Consider the following 23214-nt stretch of genomic DNA (forward strand, 5'->3'; position numbering starts at 1 on the left):
CTTTCTAAATAAAACTTGAAATAGTTAGCTCTTGATTACTTTAACTAAGGCATTAAACTCTTCAATCCTGGCCGTAGATGGTCTAGCAATCAAGGCAATTTTTCGCTTCGGCGTTGGGATTGCTAGTGGTCTGGCAATTAACTGCGTATTACTTAACAATCCTGAATGTACTGCCATTTTAGGCAATAAGGCAATTCCTAAACCCGACTCCACCATTTGTACTAATGTCAATAAACTGGTCGCCTCAATGCCATTATGGCTCACAAGTTCACTTCTACGACAAGCTTTTAAGGTGTGTTCCCGAATACAGTGACCGTCCTCGAGTAATAAAATACGATCACTCATCTGATGGCTTAAATGGAGATCTTTCTTGTTAAAGATCGGATCGCCCTCTTTCGCAATTAACCAAAACTCATCATCGAACAGCTCTTTGACTAAAAATCCCTCGGTATCATAAGGTAGGGCAATCAATGCAAAATCCAGTTCATGTCGATCTAATTTATTTATTAAATTTCCTGATAAGTCTTCTCTTAAGGCAATTTGTAAATCAGGGTATTGTTCCCTCATTTTCGGCATCAGAGTTGGTAATATGAAAGGGGCTATGGTTGGGATGACGCCGAGTTTAATCACACCAACCATGGAACCAGCATAACTATCGACAAAATCAACTAAATCATCAGCTTGCGCTAGCAGACGTTCTGCTCGATCGATCACTTCTTGACCGATTGGGGTAATCGAGACAGTTTGTTTATCTCTTTCAACTAACTGTACCCCTAAAGTAGTTTCAAGTTCTTTCAAACCTGCACTTAAAGTGGATTGACCAACAAAGCAAAGTGCAGCTGCCTCAGTAAAACTAAGGGTTTTATTTAACGCCTGTAAATAGCGTAACTGCTTGATAGTTGGTATTGCAGCCATGAATTTCCTCTTTATCAATAAAATCGATTAACAAGATCAATTTTATTCAATTTACAACTATTCGACAATACTACACAATAGCATCTGTCGTAACCCACTTTAATTTTATTATAGGAAAAACCATGTCACTTATTAATACACAAGTAGCACCATTTAAAAACCAAGCTTTTCACAATGGCAAGTTCATTACAGTAACAGAAGAGTCCCTCAAAGGAAAATGGTCAGTATTTATTTTCATGCCTGCAGCTTTCACATTTAACTGCCCAACTGAAATTGAAGATGCTGCTAATAGCTATGCTGCTTTCCAAAAAGCAGGTACAGAAGTTTACATCATTACAACTGATACACAGTTCTCACACAAAGTATGGCACGAAACTTCACCAGCAGTTGGCAAAGCACAATTCCCACTCGTTGGCGATCCAACACATGCTTTAACACGCGCTTTCGGTGTTCATATTGAAGAAGAAGGTTTAGCACTCCGCGGAACATTCATCATCAATCCAGAGGGCATGATTAAGACTGCTGAGATTCATTCCAATGAAATCGCTCGTGATGTATCAGAGACATTACGTAAATTACAAGCTGCTCAATATACTGCTGCTCACCCAGGTGAAGTATGTCCAGCTAAATGGAAAGAAGGCGCACAGACTTTGACTCCATCTTTAGACTTAGTTGGAAAAATCTAATTAATTAGATTCAACATAGACTCTCTTCGGAGAGTCTATTGGAGAGAAAGCGATTCTGTCCAATGGACTCACTTAAGGAATTAACTCAATTCACTCGTATTCATTTATTTTAAATAAAGGAAACATCATGTTAGATAACAACATAAAAGCGCAATTAAAAGGGTATTTTGAAAGAATCGTACAACCCATCGTCTTGACCGCCACATTAGATGACTCATCCGTCTCATCTGAAATGTTGACACTACTTAACGAAGTTGCTGAGCAGTCTGAAAAAATTACTGTCCAGACCAACGGCTCTGCACAAAAGGTGCCTAGTTTTACCGTAGGTAAGGTTGGTGATGAAGCACGTATTACCTTTGCTGGTTTGCCAATGGGTCATGAAATGACTTCATTTATCTTGGCAATCTTACAAGCCAGTGGTTACCCACCAAAGGTAGAAGCTGACATCATTGAACGTATTCGTCATATGAGTGGCAAATTAAAATTTGAGACCTTTATCTCTCTTTCATGCCACAACTGTCCAGACGTAGTACAAGCCCTCAATCTCATGGCAGCACTGAATCCAGATATCGAACACGTCATGATTGATGGAGCCATTTATCAGGACTTGGTAAATGAACACCAGATCATGGCAGTACCGACAGTCATGCTGAACGGTGAAAACTTTGGACAAGGTCGGATGACTGTTGAAGAGATTATTGCTAAACTCGACACAAGTAGCCCTGAGAAAGATGCACAGAAATTAAACGCTAAAGAAGCGTTTGATGTGCTCATCATTGGTGGTGGTCCTGCAGGAGCGTCAGCATCCATCTACGCTGCTCGTAAAGGAATTCGTACAGGTATATTAGCGGAGCGTTTTGGTGGCCAGGTCATGGATACTCTCGGGATTGAAAACTTTATTTCTGTAAAAGAAACTGAAGGACCTAAGTTAGTCCAAGCCTTAGAGCAACACGTCAAAGAATATGAAGTGGATGTCATGAATTTGCAACGCGCGACTGCACTAAATAAAACCAACAACGGCTTTGAAGTAACGATCGCAAATGGGGCCGTCTTAAAATCCAAATCGGTCATCATCAGTACTGGTGCACGTTGGAGAGAAATGAATGTGCCTGGTGAACAGGAATATAGGAACAAAGGGGTTGCATATTGCCCGCACTGTGATGGTCCTTTATTTAAAGGTAAGCGTGTATCTGTCATCGGCGGTGGTAACTCTGGTGTAGAAGCTGCGATCGATTTGGCAGGTGTAGTGAGTCATGTCACCTTGATTGAGTTTGATACAAAGTTGCGTGCTGATGCTGTCTTGCAGAAAAAACTCTTTAGCTTAGCTAACGTCACGGTGATTACGAATGCACTAAGTAAAGAAGTATTGGGTGATGGCCAAAAAGTGAATGGTTTACGTTATGAAGACCGTGCAACAAAAGAAGAAAAAGTCATTACACTTGAAGGTATCTTTGTGCAAATTGGTCTTTTACCAAATACTGATTGGCTCAAAGGTACAGTTGAATTGTCTCCTCGTGGCGAAATTATGATTGATCCAAAAGGTGAGACATCTCTTCCTGGTGTTTTTGCAGCGGGTGACTGTACGACTATCCCATTTAAGCAAATTATCATTGCGATGGGCGAAGGAGCTAAGGCATCTTTATCAGCATTTGATTTCCTCATTCGCTCACCTATAGAAGTACCAGCAGAAAAAATTGCAGCGTAATCGAGTCTTCAAAGCATCAAGTTAGAAAAAACTCTCAATTCAGTTGATGGATTGAGAGTTTTTTAGATTAACTCACTAATTTGAATCAGATTTTGATCCGGATCGCGGACTTGACAGCCTCCCCGCCTGAAAGGACGGAGATTCCTACTGCGCTCTCGCTGCTAGAGCTTGAGTCACTTCGGCGGGCTCCTGCTTCACAGAGTGGTCTGACTGCACCTACTCTCCACAGGCTAAAAAACGATGTCCTCGCTCTAAAATATTGATTGAACCCACCAGATCGGCGTGATTCTCATCGCCACACTCTACGCACTCGAACTTGGCTTGCGTCTTGCGATTGTCTTTCGATAGATGACCACAACCCGTGCAGATGCGGCTGGTGCTGTGCGGTGGCACGGCTAGCAAAATACCTCCTCGCCAAGTCATCTTGTACTCAAGTTGCCACCTAAATTCACCCCACCCCTGAGCACGCTTAGAGAAAAAGTTTATATAGGCGCGCTCTAGGTCTTTCAGGGTTTGCTGTAAGGCTTGACTTGGGGACTCTTTCAGTCAGGAAAGATTCGGATCTTGCTTCCCCAGCGGAAGTAGGTTTGCTAAGACGGTATAGCTGAATCTAATGGTTGGGTCAGAAGCGTACTTAGAAAGGTCTAGGACAGACAGGATGTCCGTGCTATTCATCCTCGCCTTGAACGACGAGGTTTTCCGCACGATTAGATAAATTAATTAGATAAATTAAAAAGACCCTCCGAATTGATCGGATGGTCTTTACAGAACAAATCTGTTATTTAGTAGGTACTACCGTAGCTTTTTTCATCAGCTCAGAAATAGCCTCTTGCTTACGGCGATTAAGGATTGACTGAGAGATAATATTTTTCGACTCTTCAAAAGTAGGTAATTTAAATTTACGCATATCATCTTGTCTGACAATATGCCATCCCAAGTTGCTTCGAACTGCTTTCGTTGCAACTTTTCCTTTAGTAAGACCAATTACGGTATCACCTAGTGGGGGGACGAGCTGATCGGGTAATATCCAATTAGGTATTTCTCCGCCATTCGCTGCACTTTGTTTGTCCAAAGATTTCTCTTTGGCAAGCTGATTAAAATTGGACCCACTATTGAGCTTAGCAATCACATCATTTGCGTCAGACTCGGAACCCAAAATAATTTGTGAGATTTTGTATTCGTTAGAGTTTTTACCCTCTTTAGTGATCGCAGCCTGACGATCATATTCAGCTCTGATTTCAGTATCAGTAATTGGATGGGCTTTCATAAATTCTGCAAACCATAAATCAATTAGGATGTTTTGGTTAGCAATTTTTATGCGGGATTCATTATCACCTCGTTTTTCAAGATTATTCTTTTTAACATCTTGCAAAATTGCCTCACGAATAACGAGATCATTCAGAATCGCATTGCGTAGATCTGGTGAATCTTTAGCTCCCGAAGCCTCAGCTGTTTTGACCATCAACTCCAAATCTTTATTTAATACTTTGACGCCATTAACTGTCGCAACTACCCCAGAATTCGATTGAGATTGGGCATAAACACCACTAGAGACTAGCATAGCCAAAATGCTAATTAGAATATTTTGCTGAATTTTCATTATTACCTTTTTATAAAATTTTAAATACTATACTGCTTCAATAAGTCAGTCGGATGATGACAAACTTTTTTAATCTTCTTTCATATTAGTAGCTTTAACAATCGCACTTAATCTTGCTCTTTCTTCGTCAATAAACTTCACGAAGGACGCCCGATTACCTCCAATTGGCTCAATTCCTTGAGCAATCAATCGATCTTTAATTTCAGGTCTTTTCAGTGCCTTATTTAAAGCATCGTTCATCTTGTCTAAAACTTCAACTGGTGTGCCAGCTGGAGCAAGTAAGCCTGCCCAGTGACCAATAAAAATATTAGGGTAACCCAACTCTTTGGCCGTTGGCACATCTTTTAGTGCAGAGATTCTGGTATTCCAAGTGGAGGCGATAGGACGCAACTTATTCCCCAAAATTTGTGGAATAACTACTACGCTAGCTTCTGATGTCGCATCGGTCTGATGACCCACTACCGCAACCATGCCTTCAGAGCCACTTTTATAAGGGATGATATCGAACTTACCACCCCCACTAATTTTTAGCATTTCGGCGACGAAATGAGGTGTGCTTCCGGTGCCTGCAGTAGAAAAATTGAGGCCTTGCCCTTTTTTAGATGCTTCGAATAAATCTTTCAAATTCTTAATAGGGGAGTCTGCAGCCACCACAATTACAGATGGACTTACCGCAATCATGCCAATTGGGGTTAAGTCAGAATCTTTATAGGGCATTTTGGATTTGATCAAACTATTGGTGACCAAACCTGCTGCAGCAACAAGAAATGTATAACCATCAGGTGCGGCTTTTGCTACAAAATCAGCCCCTAAAGTTGCCCCCGCACCAGGTTTATTCTCAATCACGACGCTTTGCCCCAACTCTTTGGACATCCCTTCTGCTGCTGCGCGCGCAACCAAATCATTAGCTCCGCCGGGACCAAATGGCACAACAATTTTAATAGTCCGATTTGGCCAAGCCTGGGCAAAAGCACTTTGGTAAGTTAAAGACGTGATTGTTAAAAATGCTATCAACCCTGATTTTACAAAACGAGTGCTTAAATTAGTGCCTAACTGATTGATTGCTTGCATGATGATTCCTTAAAATTTGATGGCAAAAATTAATTTACTTTATTTCTCATAATATCAAGTGCCAAAGCCTGTCCTACTTTAATGCCGTCAACACCTGCCGATAAAATTCCACCGGCATATCCGGCTCCCTCACCAGCAGGGTAAAGACCTCGTACATTCAGAGACTGAAAATCTACACCGCGCGTGATTCGCAGTGGGGCAGAGGTTCTCGTCTCAACACCTGTCAACACTGCATCATTCATCGAAAAACCAGGTATTTTTTGATTAAAATGGGGCAATGCATCTTGGATAGCTAAAATTGCATAATCTGGTAAACATTGCGTTAAATCGGTTAAGTGAACACCGGGTTTATAGGATGGTAATACACTTCTGAACTCTTGAGATACCTGCCCTTTTAAAAAATCTCCAACCAGTGAACCTGGTGCCTCGTAATTAGATCCCCCCATGACAAACGCTTTTGACTCAATTGAGCGCTGAAACTCTATTCCAGCAAGCGGCCCACCTGGATAGTCTTCTGGACTAATACCGACCACAATCGCCGCGTTAGCGTTGCGTTCATTTCTGGAGTATTGACTCATACCATTTGTGACAACTCGATTTGGCTCTGAGGTGGCAGCAACTACGGTGCCACCAGGACACATGCAAAAACTATAGACAGAGCGACCATTTTTAGCATGATGTACCAGTTTATAGTCAGCCGCGCCAACAATTGCATTACCAGCGTGTGGACCTAAGCGTGCACGATCAATCACCGACTGAGGATGCTCAATCCTAAACCCAATAGAAAACGGCTTTTGCTCTAAATAAACACCAGCACTGTGCAATGCTGCAAAGGTATCTCGTGAACTATGACCTAGGGCTAAAATTGCCCTTTTCGTGGCAATCGTTTGACCATTTTCTAATCGGAGGCCTTCCAACTTTCCGTTTTCAATTAAAAATTCGCTTACTTTGCTTGAGAACCTGACTTCTCCACCTAAGGCAATAATTTCCTCTCGCATCCGCTCCACCACGCCGACCAGTCGGAAAGTACCGATATGTGGCTTGGCTACATATTCAATTTCAGCCGGAGCGCCAGCTTTGATAAATTCAGCAATAACTTTGCGACCTAAAAATTGGGGATCTTTGATTTGACTATATAACTTACCATCTGAAAAAAGGCCGGCTCCACCTTCTCCGTACTGAACATTTGACTCAGGATTGAGAACATTTTTACGCCATAAACCCCATGTATCTTGGGTTCTTTCCCGTACCGCTTTACCTCTCTCAAGCACGATGGGCTTAAAGCCCATTTGGGCTAAAACTAAGGCGGCAAAAAGGCCGCAAGGTCCCAAACCAATGACTACTGGACGCTCATCAAATAACGCAGGCGCTTTGGCAACAAAATGGTATGCGGTATCAGGAGCTGGTCTAATATGTCCATCAAAAGACCACTGGGCTAACACAGCATCCTCATCCTTGACGGAGACATGTACGGTGTAGATTAAAGCAAGATCTACATTTTTACGCGCATCAACACTACGCTTAAAAATTTCAAAGCGAATTAACTCATTTGTGGAAATTTTAAGACGATCAAGAATCACTTGTTCAAGTGCTTGTGGCACATGATTGATCGGCAACCGTAATTCAGTAATTTGAATCATTTTTTAGTCAGAAATTAAATTATGTCAATTATCCACTGATTAGGCAGTTTGTTTTGAGTTGGCGTTCTACCTATTTCGTTTTAATTCAGCTAAAATTAAACAAAAGATTAAAAAAATCATCACCTCAGGAGACAAGTTTGCTTTTAAAGTTACTAAATCATTCTCAAATCAACATCCGAGCAAAATTTTTGTCATGGGGTTTGATGACCCTCCTTACCACGTTACCAGCCTTATCTTATAGTCAAGTCGATAATTATCCGAATCGTCAGATCAATATTTCTCAGTTCGAATTTGCCAAATTTTATCAAGCAGAAATTGTAAGATATGAAAAAGAAACAAACTTGAAAGATTCTGATTAATATGTCTAATTTACAAATTGCAGGAAACGATAGCGTAGAGCAAGTCCTCCAAAAAACAACGATTGCCAGAGCATGGCTCGATGTTTCACCAGCGGACTTAACGGCGGTTGAACCGAAGTTTGTACTGCGCGTTAGCGCTCACATTCCCGGTAGTTCTCCAGCCGTAGTCGATGTGTTTGAGCCCGCCTTTAAACGTCTTCATCAAATGACTGATGGGGCAATTCAAGTTAAAGCTTTTTGGGGTGGTAGTTTACATAAAGAACGAGAAGGAATTGAAGCTCTCAAAGCAGGGATTACGGATATGTGCCCTGTCTACTCAGCTTGGGATGCAACGATGTTTCCTGCCGCGCAAGCACTGAGCTTGCCCTTCATTTTTGATAGTGCAGAAGGTGCAACGGCTGTTTCTGAAGCTCTCTATCACAAACACTTTAGGAAAGATTTCGAAGGTCAAGGGGTGTTAATGGGACGTATGGTTGCCACGAGTGAGTACAACTTATTTAGTCGTGAGCCCATTCGTACCTTAGCTGATATTGCCGGAAAAAAAATTGCTTGTAGTAACGGGGTTGAATCCGATTTATTTTCTGCCTTAGGCGCCATACCTGTGGGTTGTAGTACTCCCGAAGGAAAAAAGGCTTACGAAAGCAATGAAGTTTTTGCTATCTCTATTTCGGATAGCGCGGCCCACACTGTAGGCCTTTACAAGCATGCGAATTATCGTACCAGTGCTAATTTAGTAAGAGTGAATTTAGAGTACGGCTTGTCGCCCAGTTTTTACGCGCAGTTACCGGAAGATTTAAAGATCATTCTGAATGAATGGCTAAGAGGTTTAGCTCAGGCAGGCGCGCAATTATTTTATGGTCTAGCTGGTGCTCGGGGATGTGAAGCCTTTATTCAAAACGGTATGGAATTTATTTCTTTGACTCCGGAAGAGCAAACTCTTTGGCGTGATCGTGTTGCGCCAGTCAAGCAACAATTAATTGATCAATTAAATGACCAAGGTTATAACGGAGATGAAATTGTTGAAGATATTTTGCAATGGGCAAAGCACTATGCTGAATTTACTTCGGATGAATTAATGCAAGAATCTTTAGACAATCCTTTTATGGATTTACTACCATGAGCACTTCTTCTCAATCCGTTGGGGTAATTGGTCTTGGCCTCATGGGGCAAGCCTTAGTCAGAAGACTAGACGCGGCTGGAGTGCCTCTTTTAGGCTTTGATGTGGATCTTAACCGGTGTACTGAATTTGGGGCAGACCGCATACGAACAATTGCAGGTCTTGGAACTTCGTGTCGCGTCATTTTTTTGGCTGTATTTAATACTAAACAGGTTGAAGCCACATTACTTGGGCCGGACGGCCTACTTAAAGATCAACCGAAAGAGCCGATTAGTGTCATTTGTACCAGTACCTGTGACCCAGATGAAATTAAAAAAATTGCAAAATCTTTTACAGATCTCGGTCATCATTTTTTAGAGTTACCAATTTCTGGTACCAGTTTACAACTCGCTCGTGGCGATGCGCTGGGACTAATGGGCGGTATTGAGTCGCAATTCGAAGCAGTGAGCGAACTATTAGATATCGTTACACCGAAGCGACAACATATTGGTGAGGTGGGTGATGCGGGTAAAGCAAAACTAGCCATCAATTTAGTGCTGGGCTTACACCGCGCATCCATGGCAGAAGGCTTAGTATTTGGTCAACAATTAGGATTAGATCCAGCAAAGTTATTAGCAACACTACAACTATCTGCTGCAGCATCAAGTGTCATGGCAGTCAAGGGTAACTTAATGGTCAATCGCCAATACGAAAATCCACAAAGCAAAGTCGATCAAAGTTTAAAAGACTTTCACTTAATTCAAGACCTCGCTGATGCCAAAGGGCAGCATCTTCCACTTGCTCAGCGCTATATCGAATTACTCGAAACAGAATCAGCGAATGGCAATGGTCACTTAGATAACGCCATTATTTTTGAAGCCATCTTAAAGAATAGTTTAGTCAAACCTTAAATAGTCCTTAACCTAGAAAATACCCCTATGAACACAAGTACATTGCCACCACTAATCATTAAAAAAGTTGAAGCTTTCGGAGTGTGTTTACCGATGATCAAACCGGTCCTCATGGCTGGGGTTGAGTTACGCGAAGCAGAAACAATGCTGGTTCGGATTGAGGCTGAAAACGGTTTAGTCGGCTGGGGAGAAACCACCTCTGCACCCAGTCATGGTGGTTCGACCTTAGAGGAGCTTTTAAGTACCTTTAATGGCTCATTAAAAGATCGGCTCCCTGGTAAAAACGCTCTCGATTTATCCGGTATTACAAAGTCCCTTTTCTCCTTTGTAAAGCAAGGTAAGAGCGCGATTGCAGCAATTGATATTGCCCTATATGATTTGGTTGGGCGTTACTTACAAGTACCAATCCACGTTTTGATTGGTGGTAAGCAACGTGACCATGCAGTGCCGTTGTGGTTGATTGGCAATAAGAGTGTTGAAAAAGATATTATCGAAACAGGCAAGATGATTGACCAGGGATATCGATTTTTTAAATTAAAGTTAGGTGTTAAATCGTTAGCTGATGATATTCTTCTCACCAACACTCTGCGTAAAGAATTTGGTAATGACATTCAGTATTGTGGCGATGCCAATATGGGCATGAATCTTGAGCAAGCCTCCACTTATGTGTTGGGTGTAAAAGATGCCAACTTATCTTATTTTGAACAGCCCCTGCACAAAAATGCCATGGATGATTTGCAAAAACTGATTGCTTTAAGTCCTGTCAAGATCGGTTTAGATGAATCAGTGACGGATATGGCTGCCGTGATGGCACATCTGCCTTTAGGGATTGCCGGCGTATCTCTAAAAACTTTAAAGTTCGGTGGCATCAGTGGCTTAATGGCAGCTGGACATGCCTGCGCGGCCTTGGGTTTAGAACTAAACTTAGCCGGAAAACTAGCTGAGTCCAGTATCGCTTCGGCTGCTTTATTACATCTTAGCGCTGCGCTCCCTCATGTTCGTTGGGGTGTCAGTCCAAGTCATCTATCATTAGCGCAAGACATTGTGCAAACGCCAATCCAAACTATCAATGGCTTATTACCGATTCCGGATAAAGCTGGACTGGGAATTGAAGTAGATGAAGATTTAGTAAGAAAATATCAAATGCAGTAAAGAAATTATTAACCAAAGAGTTTTAACCTAAGAGACTGAGTAAAAAATGATTAATGCAGCATTAGTAGGAATGGGCTGGTGGGGTAAAAATATTGCCACTGCAGTACAAAATAAAAGTACAGAAATTCGCTTTAGTTTAGGAATCACGAAAGAAGTAGAAGAAACTCGTGCGTTTGCCAATCAACAAGGCATGGCTTTGGCAAGCGACTTATCGGATGCTCTGCAAAATCCAGAAATTAAGGCCGTGGTCTTAGCAACTCCACACTCCTTACATGCTGAGCAAATCGTTGCAGCAGCCAATGCTGGTAAACATATTTTTTGTGAAAAACCATTAACCTTAACTTTTAATGAAGCGAAGTCTGCCATAGCAGCCTGCCAACAAAACAATGTTGTGCTGGCTGTTGGACAAAATAAACACTTCTGGCCTTCCATGGCGAAGTTAAGAGAACTTGTAAAAAGTGGCATTTTAGGTGATGTGTTGCACATTGAAGGTCATTACAGTAACGAACACTCTACAAAATTCTTTTCTGATTGGCGTGAGTCTCCTTATGAATCTCCTGCTGGTGGTCTCACCGGTACAGGGATCCATATGATTGAAGCATTTGTGAACATTATTGGCCCTGCACAATCTGTCACTGCGATGGTGTGTAGTCAGCGTAAGGGACACGATCCAAGAGATTCAACGACTGTTACCGTTAAATTCAATAATGGCTTAAGTGGTTATTTTGCAATGGTGCGAGCAACCCCCATTTTTTGGCGTGTACATGTTTTTGGCGATCAAGCTTCGATTGAAGCCCTTGGTGAAAATGAGGTTGTTGTCCGTTATAAAGGCGGTCGTGTTGAGCGTTTTGTCATGCCACCACTCGACTCCATTCGGGCCGAGTTAGACGCCTTTAGTTTAGCAATTCCAAATCAATTCCATTCTGGTATTGATGCAACTAGAGTGCCAACTCCATATCCGATTTCTCCATTACAAATGGAACAAACCATTGCAATGTTTGAATCCATCGTTTTATCTGTTAACAATGAACAAACCGTTAAGGTTCCGCAATGAAAAAGTCCTTTGCTATTGCATTTACTCTGTTTCTAAATCTTTTGTGTGTATTTACTGCTCAAGCAGAAGACCCATATCCTAGTTCTTCGATCTCTTTAATTGTGGCGAATCCTCCAGGTGGAGCAGCTGACTTAAATGCACGCATCTTGGCAGAACCTTTAGGTACTGTTTTAAAACAAGCGATTGTGGTTCAGAATAAACCCGGAATTGGTGGTGCCCTTGGTACCGCTTATGTAGCTAATGCAAAACCCAATGGTTACACCTTAGCAATGTCACTCTCTTCTGTGGTGGTTCACCCAGAGGCAGAGCGTATTTCTGGCAGAAAACCACAATACGAACTGAATCAACTCGAGCCGATTGCGTTGATTTCAAGTGATCCAATGATTATTCTCGTAAAAACAGAATCGCCATTTAAAACTTTGGAAGATTTAATCAAAGCAGCCAAAGCAGAACCAGGTAAATACAACTACTCCTCTTCCGGTAATTTTGGACCGATTCATCTTTCAGTTGAAATGTTAGCGTATCAAGCTGGCGTGAAGTTTACCCAAGTTCCCTTCGGTGGTGGTGGCCCGTCACTTTTAGCACTGCTAGGTGGTCAAGTTGATTTTACGACCGCAGCTCCAGGTGTTGCCGCTGCACAAATCGCTTCTGGAAAAGTTCGTCCTTTAGCCGTTTCGAGTGCAAAACGTATTTCAGCATTTCCGGATGTCCCAAGTTATCGTGAGGCTGGATATGATGCTCAGTACTATATTTGGGCGGGTATTTATGCACCAAAAGGAACTCCTGTGCCAATCATCATGACACTCAGAAATGCTTTAAAGGAAGCCGTAAAGAGTCCTCAATTTACTTCTGGTTTCCAAAAACAAAACATCATCATGGACTATCGTGATGCGCCAGAATTTGAAAAGTTTGCCCAAGAAGACGGTAAAAGAATGTTAACTTTACTGAAAGCTATTGGTAAGATTGATTAATTGATTTCTGCTTATTTTTAGGTAACTTCATTCTAAGTAATTGCAAGTTCCATGATGTGTTATTGACAGCTAATCTAGGTCAATGTACATTAAATCCTTGGAATGAGGTGACCGATGAAGTGGGATGTTATTGAAGTAAAGAAGATTGCGCCGCTTGTCTTACAAGTGAAGTTTCAGGATGGCACTATTGGTAAAGTTAGATTTGAAAACAGTCATTTAACAGGTGTTTTCGAGGCACTAAAGAACCCAGCCATCTTTGATCAAGTTCACATTCATAATGGGGCTGTTGCTTGGCCAGGAGATATCGATCTAGCTCCAGATACAATGTACGCTCAAATCCAATCTCATGGCGAATGGATTTTGCGCTGAACTTTTTAGACTAATCAATTTTAGGCAACTTCTGCAATAGAGCTGCCTAAAATATCCACGAGTTTTGTAATTTCAGCTTCAGTCGAAATAAAGGGTGGGCAAACTGCGATCGTGTCACCCGAAATCCGCACTAAAGCCCCCTTCTCTAAACATTTCTCCAGTACTTGCATGCCTCTTTTGCCTGGCTCTTTAGCGTTCGGCTCAATATCGATAGCTGCAGCTAAACCAATATTACGAATATCTAAAATCTTACTTTGCCCTTTTAAGCCATGAATAGCTTGCTCAAGCGCAGGCTCTAGTGTCTTACTCCGATTTACTAGATCATCACTCTCGAAAATATCTAATACCGCATGGCCTGCCGCAATAGCCATTGGGTGACCTGAGTAGGTGTAGCCATGGAAAAACTCAATGAACTGTTCTTGACCGCCGCTATTCATTAAGGTCTCATAGATATCATCCCGCACAATCACACCACCTAAAGGTATGACACCGTTGGTGATTGCTTTAGCAAAAGTAATCATATCGGGTACCACCCCAAATCGATCAGCAGCAAAAGGTGTACCTAAACGCCCAAAGCCTGTAATCACTTCATCAAATATCAATAAAATGCCGTGTTTTGTACAAATCTCACGAATTCTTTGCAGATACCCTTGTGGGGGCACAAGCACTCCAGTTGAGCCTTGCATGGGTTCTAAGATGACCGCCGCAATGGTACTCGCCTCATGCAAAGCAACCAGTCTTTCTAGTTCTTCAGCTAAATGGGCACCCCACGTTGGTTGCCCTTTTGAAAAGGCCATTTGCGATAAGTTATAAGTATGCGGCAAATGGTCTACACCGTTCATCATCATCGTTGCAAACATTTTTCGATTAGCGACAATACCGCCGACCGAGATTCCACCGATACCGACCCCATGATAGGCGCGTTCACGACCGATGCAACGAAACCGACCGCCTTGACCTAAAACTTTATGATAGCCAATGGCAATTTTTAAGGCCGTATCCACCGCTTCCGAGCCGGAGTTCGTAAAGAATACTTTACCAAGCCCAGTTGGAGCCATCTTAGCAATCCTAGAAGCAAGGGTAAACGTATTAGGGCTAGCGATTTGAAAAGCAGTACAGTAATCCATCGTCTCAAATTGCTGTTGCAAAGCTTTGCCAATTCGAGGATCGCCATGTCCTAAGGGCGAGCACCATAAACCTGAGATACCGTCAAAAATTTGATGGCCTTGGGTATCAAAATAATAAGCACCCTTGGCAGAGGCCATGAGTTTAGGGGTCTTCTTAAAATAACGGTTGGGAGTGTACGGCAACCAATAAGCAGACATATCCAGCTCTTGCGCTGGTAACCGAGAGTCATTGCTCATAAATTCCCCTAATCGAAAACGAAGTGTAACTAATTGTTTAAAAATCGAACACTTTTAGTATATTCGCTTTCTCATTCTTGTTAGCCTAAATAGCCGTTGATTTTACAAGGAAACTAGGTATCTTAAAAAAGATCTAGATTACTGAATAATATTTTTTGCTCTCAATTCACTGAGTTCTGTATCACTCAGTTGTAAATATTTTTTTAGAATCTCATCAGTGTGTTGTCCAAGCATCGGCGGCGCGGATCTAACACTGGTTGGTGTTTGATGCATTTTTAAAGGCGTACCTAAACTCTTAAAACTACCAATTTTTTCATGAGCAATATCTACGACCATTTCTTTGACCTGAGCATGTTCACTACTCAAGGCTTCAGCAACCGTATTCACAGCACCGACCGGAATACCATTTTTTCTTAAGGTCGAAATAATATCTTTGGATTGCATCGTTTTAAATGACTCAGCAACGAGTCCATCAACGATTTCACGGTGTTGAACTCTAGCTGTATTGGTTCTAAAGCGCTCATCTTGAGCCCATTCTGGATGACCTAAAACTTCTGCTAATTTAGCAAACTGACCGTCATTACCAACCGCTAAAGCAATCATCTTATCGGCCGCTGGAAAGGTAGTATACGGAACAATGGTTGGATGTCCATTCCCAAATCTTCTCGCATCTCGACCAGTAGCCAAGTGACTACTACCAACATTTGCTAAGAGCGCTGTTGAGGTATCAAACAAACTCACTTCGACGTGTTGCCCTTTGCCAGTTCTATATCTTGCTAATAAGGCTGCTTGCACAGCGTTACAGGCCATCATACCTGTCGCCAAATCTACAATCGCAACGCCGTACTTACTAGGTACACCACCCTCTTCACCACAAATACTCATCAGACCCGACTCAGCTTGCAAAATAAAGTCATATCCAGGCAAGTGTGAAAGTGGACCGTAGGTACCATAACCAGTGATCGAGCAACGAACTACTTTTGATGCATGGGTCTCAAACCATTGACTGTCAAAGCCCCATTTTTCGAGCGTGCCATTTTTAAAATTTTCAACAACAACATCAAACTGCGGAATCAATTTTGCGAGAAGTGCTTTACCTTCTGCTGATCCAAAATGAATACTTAAACCTGTTTTATTTCTATTTGCGCCTAAAAAATAAGCCGACTCACCTTCCAAAAAAGGCGGCCCCCAACCTCGGGTGTCATCACCCGAGCCTGGAGATTCAACTTTTACTACCTCCGCACCTAAATCCCCTAGTAGCATGCCACACCAGGGTCCAGCTAGCACTCGACTTAAATCAAGTACTTTAAAGCCTGAGAGAGCACCTTCAGGGAGTTGGTTTTGTGAAGTAGTAGAAGTCATATCGATCAATCCTTAATCACGCATATCAGGAGGTGCATTGAGGTTCTTATGGAAACCATCCATGTAATCCGCTAAAGCCGCTTTATTTGCCATACGGAATTTCTGGAAGTCAGGCTTACGACCTTCTAAGAAGGCATTCATACCTTCTAAGCTCTCTTCAGAGCCCCATACGTAAGCGAGTAATTCCATACCATGCTGCCATGATGCATACAACTGATCTGATTCAAAGTTCAAACTCTTCTTCGTCATACGAATCGTTTGTGAACTATTGCTCTTAATGTTTTCACACCAAGCTAAAGTCTCTTCCATTAACTTGTCTTCTGGAACACATTTATTGATCAAACCAATGCGCTCTGCTTCTTTTGCATCAAAACGTTTTGCTAAGAAAATCATTTCTCTAGCGATCCGCTCACCAACGATTCTTGGTAGGTACTGTGTTGCACCGACGGTTGGACAAGCACCAACTTTTGCACCTGTTTGACCTAAAACTGATTTTTCTGAAGCAATTACCAAGTCACACCAAAGCGCGAGTTCATGTCCACCACCTACGCACCAACCGTTTACCATAGCGATCGCTGGAATCGGTACACCGCGAATAGCCATAGCTAAACCAAGCATACGATCATTCCACATAGATCCATTCGTGAAAGTTAAACGCTTCATTGCATAAAAGTCACCACCGGCTGAGAAAGCACGATCGCCAGCACCACGGAAAACGATACATGCAATTGAAGGATCTTCTCTTGTTGATTTAACTGCTTCAATCATTTCATCCAAAGTTTGCTCTCTGAATGCGTTCAATACGCGTGGACGATTAATCGTAATCCAAGCTACTTGATCTTTTACCTCAAACAAAATATCTTTAAAGTTCTTACCTTGATCTACTGACATACTTTCTCCTAGTTATATAAATGAATGCAAATTTTATAATTCGTCTGGCTCTACTTGTAAAACATTAAAGGCTGCTTTGAGTCTTGCGTTATATTTTTTACGCATTTGGGCAATTTCCTCATCGCTCCAAGTTCTAAATCCTTCTTTGGATTTCATGCCATATTTTCCTTCTTCGATCAACTTTGCCATGCAAGGTTGCAATTCCTTGACGTTGTATAAATCTGGCCAAATTTCGACAGAAGCACCTGCCATCCCCTCCCAACCACTAATTTCTTTTTGTGTCATTGGTCCTACTGCTGCGTAGCGGAATCCAAAACTATACCGAACGGCGGCATCCACATCATCTGGCGTAGCAATCCCAGCGTCAACGAGAGATAAAGCTTCACGCATGAGAGCGTGTTGAATACGATTTGCTAAAAAGCCTGGAATATCTTTTTTCACTAAAACAGGTTTTTTACCAGCGGCGCGGTACATTTCACAAACTTGTTCGCCAATTGCTGGATCCGACTTTTCACCTAGCACGACTTCCACTAGAGGTACGATGTGAGCAGGCATAAAATAATGGGCGTTTAACATCCGATTTGCGGTAGGCAAACCTGCTGAAATTTTTGAGATCGGAAAGCCAGAACTATTACTTCCAATGGGAATATGCGGAGGAACCTGCTGATCCAGCATAGCAAAAACCTTCTGCTTTAAGGCCATATCTTCACTGACGGTCTCAATCACCCAAACCACCTCGTCCCAGTCCGACCATGTTGTCATTTCACCGGTGATGACCTGTGCGCCAGAATCTTGCCAATTCGGATTAATTGTTGCTGTAAGTTGCTCAATTTCATTTACAAACTCATCAGCCCGAGATTTACTACGACCCAATAGAATGACGCTCATATTGGTTGCTAAAAAGCCAGCCGCAATGCCTACAGCCATAATGCCAGTGCCAACGACTACCACTTTTTTCATGAATAATCCCTAACTATAAACAACTTGTACTAACAAGTTAAAATAAGTAACCTAAAATTGATGTGCGTAAATGAACAATTAAACAAGTATATACTATCGTCTAAATTGAAATAAAAAAAATAATTTATCAATCTAATAAAATTTTTATCAACCTGTCACAACAAGTTAGGAAAAAAAATGATTAACCCATTTAAGCCCGTAGAACTGATTAAAACTGAAGTTTTTATGTCTATGCCTGCAAAATTTAGGAATGCTAAACCAACTTCATGGGCTATTCCGAATCGTCAGGGTGCAGAAATTGAATGCTTCTTGGAAGGTCCTTCCTTTGATAGAGAAGGTAATTTATGGTTTACCGATATTCCTTACGGCCGTATTTTCCGTATTTCTACTAAAGGCGAATGGGAACTCATTACTCAGTACGATGGATGGCCAAATGGTTTGAAGTTTCATAAAGACGGACGTGCGTTCATTTGCGATTACAAAATGGGCTTGCTTGAGTTAGACACCAAGACAGGTAACATCACGACGATTCTCGGCTCGATGTACAGCGAGTCCTTTAAAGGTTTGAATGACTTGCACTTTGCTTCAAATGGAGACTTGTACTTTACCGATCAAGGTCAAACAGGTATCGTTGATCCAACTGGTCGCGTCTTTAGATTGACGGCAAGTGGACAATTAGATCGCTTGGCGATTAACGTACCAAGTCCAAACGGTATTACTCTGAACACTTCAGAGAAGCACGTTTTTGTAGCAGTCACACGTGCACAACAAATTTGGCGCTTACCTTTAATGGCCGACGGTTCAGTTTCTAAAACAGGCGTTGCTATTCAATTGTCTGGCGGCGCTGCTGGTCCTGACGGGATTGAAATGGACTCTGAAAACGGCCTGTTAGTTTGCCATTTAGGAGTTGGTGTTTGGCGTTTTGATAACAATATGTTGCCAACTCACCTCATTTATTCAGAAAACAAACATCATCACCATTTAGCCAATATTGCTTGCAGTCCTGATGGTCAGGATTTATACATTACTGAATCAATGTCTGGTGATATTTTGAAGGCAAAATTACCTGTTCCAGGTAAAAAAGTTTTCGGTTTAAGTTAATTAATCCATCTTATTTAATTAGTAGCTTAGAAAAATTAAAAAGATGGAAAATTCCAAACGTCCTGTACTGTATAAAAATGTTTCGAAAGACTTACTTTCAAAAATACAGTCAGGTGTTTGGGCGGTAGGAGACAATCTACCCTCTGAAGCGCAGTTATGTGAAATGCTCAAGGTTAGTCGGCAGACAATCCGTCATGCCTTACAACACCTTTCTGAAGCTGGCTATATCCATCGGCGACAAGGTGCTGCGACAAGAGTAATTTCAACCTCATCACCTAGAAAATTTAGTCAAAGCTTCAATTCTCTTGGCGAAATTTTAAACTATCCGCGTAATACCTACCGTAAGAATCACATTGAAGAATATGTTGAATGTGATGTGCAATTACAAAAATTATTGGACGCCCCCATCGGCTCAGCTTGGTATCACATTGGAGCAGTTCGACTAGAAGAAGATTCTGATTTACGATTAGCATGGACTGATATATATATACTTCAACAATTTGCCAAATTGACCCAAAACAAAAACCACGGTCAACATATGGTTTACGCCCAAATTGAAGAGGAATATGGGGTTAGCATGGCTAAAGCGGATGTAGAAATTTATGCCTCGACATTTACTAAGCAACCTGCTGACTTATTAGGTGTAGAAGTCGGATCGCCTTGCTTAGTTGTCGTCAGAAAGTATTATGATAAAGATGGTCAACCATTTGAAGTATCAGTAACACAGCATCCTGAACATCGATATACGTTTAAGATGAGTCTGAGAAGTTCCAATCTGGAAAATAACTAATTAAACAAAAACCTGGAGATACTTTATGTCAATCATTGAGTCTGTAGAAGTCATTAATGTAGCTATCCCCCTTGATAAGGTAACTTCTTTCTCAACCAGAACAGTTTCTGAGAGACATTATTGCTTAGTTAAAGTCAGAAATAAAGAAGGTCTCGAGGGCATTGGGTTTTGCTATGTCGGCAGTGGTGCTGGCTCAATAGCGCGGGTTGCGGTAGAAGAACTATTGGCTCCCAAATTAATTGGTCAAAATAGTCATCGCTCTGAAGGACTTTGGCAGGAAATGTACGCAGAGGCAATTCTGCAGGGACGCTCAGGCTCAGTTATGCGTGGCATATCTATTTTGGATAATGCTTTATGGGATCTCAATGCTCAAGCAGCAAAACTACCACTACATGAATACCTAGGTGCCGTTACCTTAGACAAGGTTCCTGCCTACGCAAGTGGCGGCTATTATGTCGATGGAAAAACGCCGAGTCACCTTGCCAAAGAAATGGAGAATTATGTTTCTCTTGGCTTTAAAGCAGTCAAGATGAAAACAGGTCGCTTGTCGCCTGCCGAAGAAGAAGAGCGTTTAGCAGCAGTGCGAGACGCCGTCGGTGAAGATATTTTAGTCACGATGGATGCTAATAATGCTTGGGCAGATTTACCTACTGCCATGGAATATATTAAACGCTTTGAAGAGTACAACCCTTATTGGATTGAAGAGCCCTTCTCACCAGATGCGATTGATTTACATGCAAGACTGGCCGCTAGAACTTCGATTACGGTTGCTACCGGAGAAATTGAAGTAGGTCGTTGGCGTTTTCGGGAACTGATTGAAGCGGGTGGCTGTGAAATACTACAAACGGACGCAGCAGTTTGTGGCGGTATTAGTGAATGGCGCAGAATTGCGGCTTACGCTAGCGCCAAAGGAATTACAGTGAGTCCTCACTGGTTTCACGACTTGCATGCCCCCCTCGTGGCAGCCACACCGAATGCACGATTTGTAGAATACTTTACGGACGACCAAGTTCTCAACTTCAGACGCCTCATCAATCGTCAATTAGACTTTAAAAATGGTGATTTAATGCTGCATCAATCCCCAGGTTTAGGCTTTCATTTTGATGAAGCAGAAATCAAAAAATATAGTAACGGACAAACATGGAGAACAATTAAATGAGTCACATCATTACAGCGCAGCAAGCAGAGGAATTCATCACACGCGTCTATGTAGGACTAGGTATGCCTAGTGCAGACGCCAAAATCATTGCTGAATTAATGGTCACAGCCGATTTATCCGGTGCAGATGGACACGGTATTTTTAGATTACCACAATATTCAAAACGCATTGTCGAAGGCGGAATTAATTTACATCCACAAATGAAGTTATTAAAGGATGCACCGTCCATCGCACTATTACATGGCGATAACGCCATGGGTCACCTCATCATGCATCGTTGTACTGAACTCGCCATCGAAAAAGCCAAGAAAAATGGTATTGGTTGGGTCGGTTGCTGCTATGGTAACCATGCCGGTGCTGGTTCCATGTACACCAATTTAGTTGCAGAGGCTGGTTTAGTAGGCATGTATTTAGCAGTTGGTAGTGCTAATCACATGGCACCTTGGGGTGGGATTGATATGTTACTTTCAACCAACCCAATTGCTATTTCGGTACCAATGGGTGCAGGCAAACCCCCTGTACTGCTAGACATGGCAACCACTGTTGCGGCATATGGCAAAGTAAAAATGAAAGCCCAACAAGGTGAAGAAATGCCAGTGGGCTGGATGATTGATAAACAAGGTCAACCTCTCACGGATCCAAACCGCTCTCATGAAGGAATGTTAGTTCCGATTGGTGAATATAAGGGTTATGGTTTGTCCCTCATGATTGCCCTTCTCGCCGGTTGTATGAACGGCGCAGCGGTAGGTTCTGAATTAGTTGACTTTAACGCGGACTCCAAAGCGGTCACGAATACTGGACAGACAATCATAGCAATCAACCCAGACTTTTTAGGTGGCACAGAACATTTGATTAGTGATGCAAATCGTCTAGTCGGAGAAATCAAGGATTCGAAAAAGCTGCCTGGTGTTACAGAAATTCGGGTACCAGGCGACGGCATTGCTAAATCAAAAGCAAAACGCACAGTAGAGGGTATTCCGATTCCGGATAACCTTTTTACTGCTTTACAAGCAACGGCTAAGCTTGCTGGTGTTGCTCCTCTTGAAGAATAAAAATGCAGAATAATAACCTTCGTAGCAAATCTAGCCTTTTGAAAAAATTACTCTTAGTCAATGTAGTACTGAGTTGCATTTTTTCTGGTGCTGTGATGGCGCAATCCAATTACCCTAATCGAACTATTCAAATAACCATGCCGCTTCAGGCAGGTTCTGCAGTGGATGTTCTGATGCGTCCATTTGCCCAGAAAATATCTGAATCACTCGGCCAACCTCTCATTATCGAAAATATTACCGGTGGTGCTGGCTTGATTGGCGCCAACAAAGTTGCCCAAGCAACACCAGACGGTTATGTCATTGGGGCCTTTAACGACAGTATCTTAAATATGGTGCCAAACCTTTATAAAAAGGTTGACTATGACCCACTTACCAGTTTTACAGGAATTTCTCAAATAGCTGGTATTACCTTCGTGTTGGTAGCAAATCCTAATTTCAAACCCAATACGATTAAGCAACTAGTTGAATATGCCAAAGCAAACCCTGGTAAATTGGACTATGCTTCTGGGGGTAACGGCTCACCTCAGCATATTGGCATGGAAATGTTGAGACAAATGACGGGCGCTCCCCTCGTTCATATTCCTTACAAAGGTGCAGCAGCACCGGTGACAGATGTAATGGCCGGACAAGTTCCTATAATGATTAGCGCTCTCGCCGTGGTATTACCTCACATTAAAGCTGGCAAACTCAAAGCAATTGCGATTACTAGTTCGAAAAGATCGCAACTTTTACCCGATGTACCAACCGTCGCTGAAACAGTTCCAGGGTATGAATTAATGGCTTGGGCTGCTTTAGTTGCCCCGAAAGGTACACCGAATGAAGTGGTTAATAAAATCAATGATGCGATCACGCAAGTATTAAAAGATCCAAAAGTGAAAGAACAAATCATTGCGCAAGGATTTGAACTGGTACCAACGGGTCAAGCCGCTTTTAATAAGGCAAATAAAGATGGGTTTTACCGGATGAGAAAGATTATCAAAGATGGTGGCATTAGTTTAGACTAGGC

Annotated in this window: 23 protein-coding genes; 14 read left to right on the forward strand and 9 right to left on the reverse strand. The window is 42.1% G+C overall.

Annotated elements, in window-relative coordinates; all coding sequences use genetic code 11:
- Positions 1–24: 24 nt before the first annotated feature.
- On the reverse strand, positions 25–915 hold the full coding sequence (locus tag AOC35_RS09705; protein WP_108646892.1) for a hydrogen peroxide-inducible genes activator: 891 nt from the start codon (positions 913–915) through the stop codon (positions 25–27).
- Positions 916–1037: 122 nt separating this feature from the next.
- Between AOC35_RS09705 and ahpC the strand changes: the two genes are divergently transcribed.
- Both ahpC and ahpF read left to right on the forward strand, forming a co-directional pair.
- Entirely contained in the window at positions 1038–1601 is a 564-nt protein-coding gene (gene ahpC / locus AOC35_RS09710) for an alkyl hydroperoxide reductase subunit C (RefSeq protein WP_108646893.1), read from the forward strand.
- Between the two features lie 127 nt (positions 1602–1728).
- Positions 1729–3306 carry an alkyl hydroperoxide reductase subunit F gene (gene ahpF / locus AOC35_RS09715; protein WP_108646894.1) on the forward strand — a complete coding sequence of 526 codons (1578 nt, stop codon included), beginning with the start codon at positions 1729–1731 and terminating at the stop codon, positions 3304–3306.
- 216 nt (positions 3307–3522) lie between these two features.
- Here the strand turns inward: ahpF and AOC35_RS09720 are convergent, their stop codons facing one another.
- From AOC35_RS09720 to AOC35_RS09735, 4 genes are all read right to left on the reverse strand, one after another.
- Positions 3523–3852 (reverse strand): zinc ribbon domain-containing protein, encoded by a 330-nt coding sequence (locus AOC35_RS09720; RefSeq protein ID WP_425440644.1) that lies wholly within the window; start codon positions 3850–3852, stop codon positions 3523–3525.
- A gap of 232 nt (positions 3853–4084) precedes the next feature.
- Positions 4085–4906, reverse strand: a complete 822-nt coding sequence (locus AOC35_RS09725) for a peptidylprolyl isomerase (protein ID WP_108646895.1) — start codon at positions 4904–4906, stop codon at positions 4085–4087.
- Between the two features lie 69 nt (positions 4907–4975).
- Positions 4976–5977 (reverse strand): Bug family tripartite tricarboxylate transporter substrate binding protein, encoded by a 1002-nt coding sequence (locus AOC35_RS09730; RefSeq protein ID WP_108646896.1) that lies wholly within the window; start codon positions 5975–5977, stop codon positions 4976–4978.
- 29 nt (positions 5978–6006) lie between these two features.
- Entirely contained in the window at positions 6007–7617 is a 1611-nt protein-coding gene (locus tag AOC35_RS09735) for an NAD(P)/FAD-dependent oxidoreductase (RefSeq protein WP_108646897.1), read from the reverse strand.
- A 137-nt stretch (positions 7618–7754) separates the two neighbouring features.
- On the opposite strand from AOC35_RS09735, the gene AOC35_RS09740 reads away from it, so the two are divergent.
- The 7 genes from AOC35_RS09740 (at position 7755) to AOC35_RS09770 (ending at position 13529) form a co-directional block, all read left to right on the forward strand.
- Positions 7755–7976 (forward strand): hypothetical protein, encoded by a 222-nt coding sequence (locus AOC35_RS09740; RefSeq protein WP_108646898.1) that lies wholly within the window; start codon positions 7755–7757, stop codon positions 7974–7976.
- A 1-nt stretch (position 7977) separates the two neighbouring features.
- Positions 7978–9096 carry a TRAP transporter substrate-binding protein gene (locus tag AOC35_RS09745; protein ID WP_108646899.1) on the forward strand — a complete coding sequence of 373 codons (1119 nt, stop codon included), beginning with the start codon at positions 7978–7980 and terminating at the stop codon, positions 9094–9096.
- Positions 9093–9983 carry an NAD(P)-dependent oxidoreductase gene (locus tag AOC35_RS09750; protein ID WP_108646900.1) on the forward strand — a complete coding sequence of 297 codons (891 nt, stop codon included), beginning with the start codon at positions 9093–9095 and terminating at the stop codon, positions 9981–9983. Before AOC35_RS09745 ends, AOC35_RS09750 begins: the two co-directional genes overlap by 4 nt.
- 27 nt (positions 9984–10010) lie before the next feature.
- A complete protein-coding gene (locus AOC35_RS09755; protein WP_108646901.1) occupies positions 10011–11135 on the forward strand; it encodes a mandelate racemase/muconate lactonizing enzyme family protein in 1125 nt (374 codons plus the stop codon).
- Between the two features lie 46 nt (positions 11136–11181).
- A complete protein-coding gene (locus AOC35_RS09760) occupies positions 11182–12189 on the forward strand; it encodes a Gfo/Idh/MocA family protein (protein ID WP_108646902.1) in 1008 nt (335 codons plus the stop codon).
- Positions 12186–13160: a Bug family tripartite tricarboxylate transporter substrate binding protein gene (locus tag AOC35_RS09765; RefSeq protein WP_108646903.1), complete on the forward strand. Its 975-nt coding sequence runs from the start codon at positions 12186–12188 to the stop codon at positions 13158–13160. Before AOC35_RS09760 ends, AOC35_RS09765 begins: the two co-directional genes overlap by 4 nt.
- A gap of 114 nt (positions 13161–13274) precedes the next feature.
- Positions 13275–13529, forward strand: a complete 255-nt coding sequence (locus AOC35_RS09770) for a DUF2442 domain-containing protein (RefSeq protein ID WP_108646904.1) — start codon at positions 13275–13277, stop codon at positions 13527–13529.
- Between the two features lie 20 nt (positions 13530–13549).
- Here the strand turns inward: AOC35_RS09770 and aptA are convergent, their stop codons facing one another.
- The 4 genes from aptA to AOC35_RS09790 form a co-directional block, all read right to left on the reverse strand.
- On the reverse strand, positions 13550–14893 hold the full coding sequence (aptA, locus tag AOC35_RS09775) for an omega-aminotransferase AptA (RefSeq protein ID WP_108646905.1): 1344 nt from the start codon (positions 14891–14893) through the stop codon (positions 13550–13552).
- A gap of 138 nt (positions 14894–15031) precedes the next feature.
- Complete coding sequence (locus AOC35_RS09780) at positions 15032–16255, reverse strand: CaiB/BaiF CoA transferase family protein (RefSeq protein ID WP_108646906.1); 1224 nt, start codon at positions 16253–16255, stop codon at positions 15032–15034.
- A gap of 12 nt (positions 16256–16267) precedes the next feature.
- Complete coding sequence (locus tag AOC35_RS09785) at positions 16268–17146, reverse strand: enoyl-CoA hydratase-related protein (RefSeq protein ID WP_108646907.1); 879 nt, start codon at positions 17144–17146, stop codon at positions 16268–16270.
- A gap of 33 nt (positions 17147–17179) precedes the next feature.
- On the reverse strand, positions 17180–18106 hold the full coding sequence (locus tag AOC35_RS09790; RefSeq protein WP_108646908.1) for a 3-hydroxyacyl-CoA dehydrogenase family protein: 927 nt from the start codon (positions 18104–18106) through the stop codon (positions 17180–17182).
- Positions 18107–18283: 177 nt separating this feature from the next.
- Here AOC35_RS09790 and AOC35_RS09795 point away from each other — a divergent pair, with 177 nt between their 5' ends.
- The 5 genes from AOC35_RS09795 to AOC35_RS09815 are packed head-to-tail and all read left to right on the forward strand — an operon-like array spanning position 18284 to position 23212.
- A complete protein-coding gene (locus tag AOC35_RS09795) occupies positions 18284–19207 on the forward strand; it encodes an SMP-30/gluconolactonase/LRE family protein (protein ID WP_108646909.1) in 924 nt (307 codons plus the stop codon).
- 43 nt (positions 19208–19250) lie between these two features.
- On the forward strand, positions 19251–19997 hold the full coding sequence (locus AOC35_RS09800; RefSeq protein WP_108646910.1) for a GntR family transcriptional regulator: 747 nt from the start codon (positions 19251–19253) through the stop codon (positions 19995–19997).
- Between the two features lie 25 nt (positions 19998–20022).
- Positions 20023–21156, forward strand: coding sequence for a mandelate racemase/muconate lactonizing enzyme family protein (locus AOC35_RS09805; RefSeq protein ID WP_108646911.1), 1134 nt, complete (start codon positions 20023–20025; stop codon positions 21154–21156).
- Positions 21153–22208: an Ldh family oxidoreductase gene (locus AOC35_RS09810; RefSeq protein ID WP_108646912.1), complete on the forward strand. Its 1056-nt coding sequence runs from the start codon at positions 21153–21155 to the stop codon at positions 22206–22208. The genes AOC35_RS09805 and AOC35_RS09810 overlap by 4 nt, the downstream gene beginning before the upstream one ends.
- A gap of 2 nt (positions 22209–22210) precedes the next feature.
- Positions 22211–23212 carry a Bug family tripartite tricarboxylate transporter substrate binding protein gene (locus AOC35_RS09815; RefSeq protein WP_108646913.1) on the forward strand — a complete coding sequence of 334 codons (1002 nt, stop codon included), beginning with the start codon at positions 22211–22213 and terminating at the stop codon, positions 23210–23212.
- Positions 23213–23214: the final 2 nt, after the last annotated feature.

Origin of the sequence: Polynucleobacter rarus (genome assembly GCF_003072505.1) — a bacterium.
GTDB classification, from domain to species: Bacteria; Pseudomonadota; Gammaproteobacteria; order Burkholderiales; family Burkholderiaceae; genus Polynucleobacter; species Polynucleobacter rarus.

Bases quoted from the DNA above. Each gene is read 5' to 3' on its own strand.
- AOC35_RS09705 (WP_108646892.1), bottom strand. From the start codon at position 915: ATGGCTGCAATACCAACTATCAAGCAGTTACGCTATTTACAGGCGTTA.
- ahpC (WP_108646893.1), top strand. From the start codon at position 1,038: ATGTCACTTATTAATACACAAGTAGCACCATTTAAAAACCAAGCTTTT.
- ahpF (WP_108646894.1), top strand. From the start codon at position 1,729: ATGTTAGATAACAACATAAAAGCGCAATTAAAAGGGTATTTTGAAAGA.
- AOC35_RS09725 (WP_108646895.1), bottom strand. From the start codon at position 4,906: ATGAAAATTCAGCAAAATATTCTAATTAGCATTTTGGCTATGCTAGTC.
- AOC35_RS09730 (WP_108646896.1), bottom strand. From the start codon at position 5,977: ATGCAAGCAATCAATCAGTTAGGCACTAATTTAAGCACTCGTTTTGTA.
- AOC35_RS09735 (WP_108646897.1), bottom strand. From the start codon at position 7,617: ATGATTCAAATTACTGAATTACGGTTGCCGATCAATCATGTGCCACAA.
- AOC35_RS09745 (WP_108646899.1), top strand. From the start codon at position 7,978: ATGTCTAATTTACAAATTGCAGGAAACGATAGCGTAGAGCAAGTCCTC.
- AOC35_RS09750 (WP_108646900.1), top strand. From the start codon at position 9,093: ATGAGCACTTCTTCTCAATCCGTTGGGGTAATTGGTCTTGGCCTCATG.
- AOC35_RS09755 (WP_108646901.1), top strand. From the start codon at position 10,011: ATGAACACAAGTACATTGCCACCACTAATCATTAAAAAAGTTGAAGCT.
- AOC35_RS09760 (WP_108646902.1), top strand. From the start codon at position 11,182: ATGATTAATGCAGCATTAGTAGGAATGGGCTGGTGGGGTAAAAATATT.
- AOC35_RS09765 (WP_108646903.1), top strand. From the start codon at position 12,186: ATGAAAAAGTCCTTTGCTATTGCATTTACTCTGTTTCTAAATCTTTTG.
- AOC35_RS09770 (WP_108646904.1), top strand. From the start codon at position 13,275: ATGAAGTGGGATGTTATTGAAGTAAAGAAGATTGCGCCGCTTGTCTTA.
- aptA (WP_108646905.1), bottom strand. From the start codon at position 14,893: ATGAGCAATGACTCTCGGTTACCAGCGCAAGAGCTGGATATGTCTGCT.
- AOC35_RS09780 (WP_108646906.1), bottom strand. From the start codon at position 16,255: ATGACTTCTACTACTTCACAAAACCAACTCCCTGAAGGTGCTCTCTCA.
- AOC35_RS09785 (WP_108646907.1), bottom strand. From the start codon at position 17,146: ATGTCAGTAGATCAAGGTAAGAACTTTAAAGATATTTTGTTTGAGGTA.
- AOC35_RS09790 (WP_108646908.1), bottom strand. From the start codon at position 18,106: ATGAAAAAAGTGGTAGTCGTTGGCACTGGCATTATGGCTGTAGGCATT.
- AOC35_RS09795 (WP_108646909.1), top strand. From the start codon at position 18,284: ATGATTAACCCATTTAAGCCCGTAGAACTGATTAAAACTGAAGTTTTT.
- AOC35_RS09800 (WP_108646910.1), top strand. From the start codon at position 19,251: ATGGAAAATTCCAAACGTCCTGTACTGTATAAAAATGTTTCGAAAGAC.
- AOC35_RS09805 (WP_108646911.1), top strand. From the start codon at position 20,023: ATGTCAATCATTGAGTCTGTAGAAGTCATTAATGTAGCTATCCCCCTT.
- AOC35_RS09810 (WP_108646912.1), top strand. From the start codon at position 21,153: ATGAGTCACATCATTACAGCGCAGCAAGCAGAGGAATTCATCACACGC.
- AOC35_RS09815 (WP_108646913.1), top strand. From the start codon at position 22,211: ATGCAGAATAATAACCTTCGTAGCAAATCTAGCCTTTTGAAAAAATTA.